Annotated in this window: 1 rRNA gene; it reads left to right on the top strand. The window is 48.4% G+C overall.

Features of this window, described 5'->3' with window-relative positions:
• Positions 1–340 precede the first annotated feature (340 nt).
• A 16S ribosomal RNA gene (locus HMPREF0721_RS11340) occupies positions 341–504 on the top strand; the annotation flags it as partial.

The raw sequence follows: 504 nt of genomic DNA, 5'->3' as shown, positions 1-504 counted from the left end.
GTTCTGCTGGCTGGTTCTGGGATCGTGGTTTTGTGGTTTCGGGGTTGGTGTGGTAGGGTTGGTCGGGTCGCCTTGTGATGGTTTCTGCATGGTTTGTGTGGGGATTGTTGTGGTGGGTGTGATGTTTGAGAACTCAACAGTGTGTCTTTGATAGTCAATAGTTTTTTGATGCATCTGTTTGTTGTGGATGTGTCGGATTTGTTTATGATTCCTTTGTGATTCTGGACATGTGACTGAATATTTTTTGGTTAGTGTTTGGGGTTAGTGTATTGGATTCTTCGTGGTGTCACTGTTGCCTGTGTGCGTGCTGTGTGTGCGTGTGTGGGTGGGTGATATTTTTTCATTGGAGAGTTTGATCCTGGCTCAGGACGAACGCTGGCGGCGTGCTTAACACATGCAAGTCGAACGGAAAGGCCCTGCTTTTGTGGGGTGCTCGAGTGGCGAACGGGTGAGTAACACGTGAGTAACCTGCCCTTGACTTTGGGATAACTTCAGGAAACTGGG

It is taken from the genome of Pseudoramibacter alactolyticus ATCC 23263 (genome assembly GCF_000185505.1).
In the GTDB taxonomy this organism is placed as follows: domain Bacteria; phylum Bacillota; class Clostridia; order Eubacteriales; family Eubacteriaceae; genus Pseudoramibacter; species Pseudoramibacter alactolyticus.
This window is presented reverse-complemented; position numbering and strand designations above follow the sequence as displayed.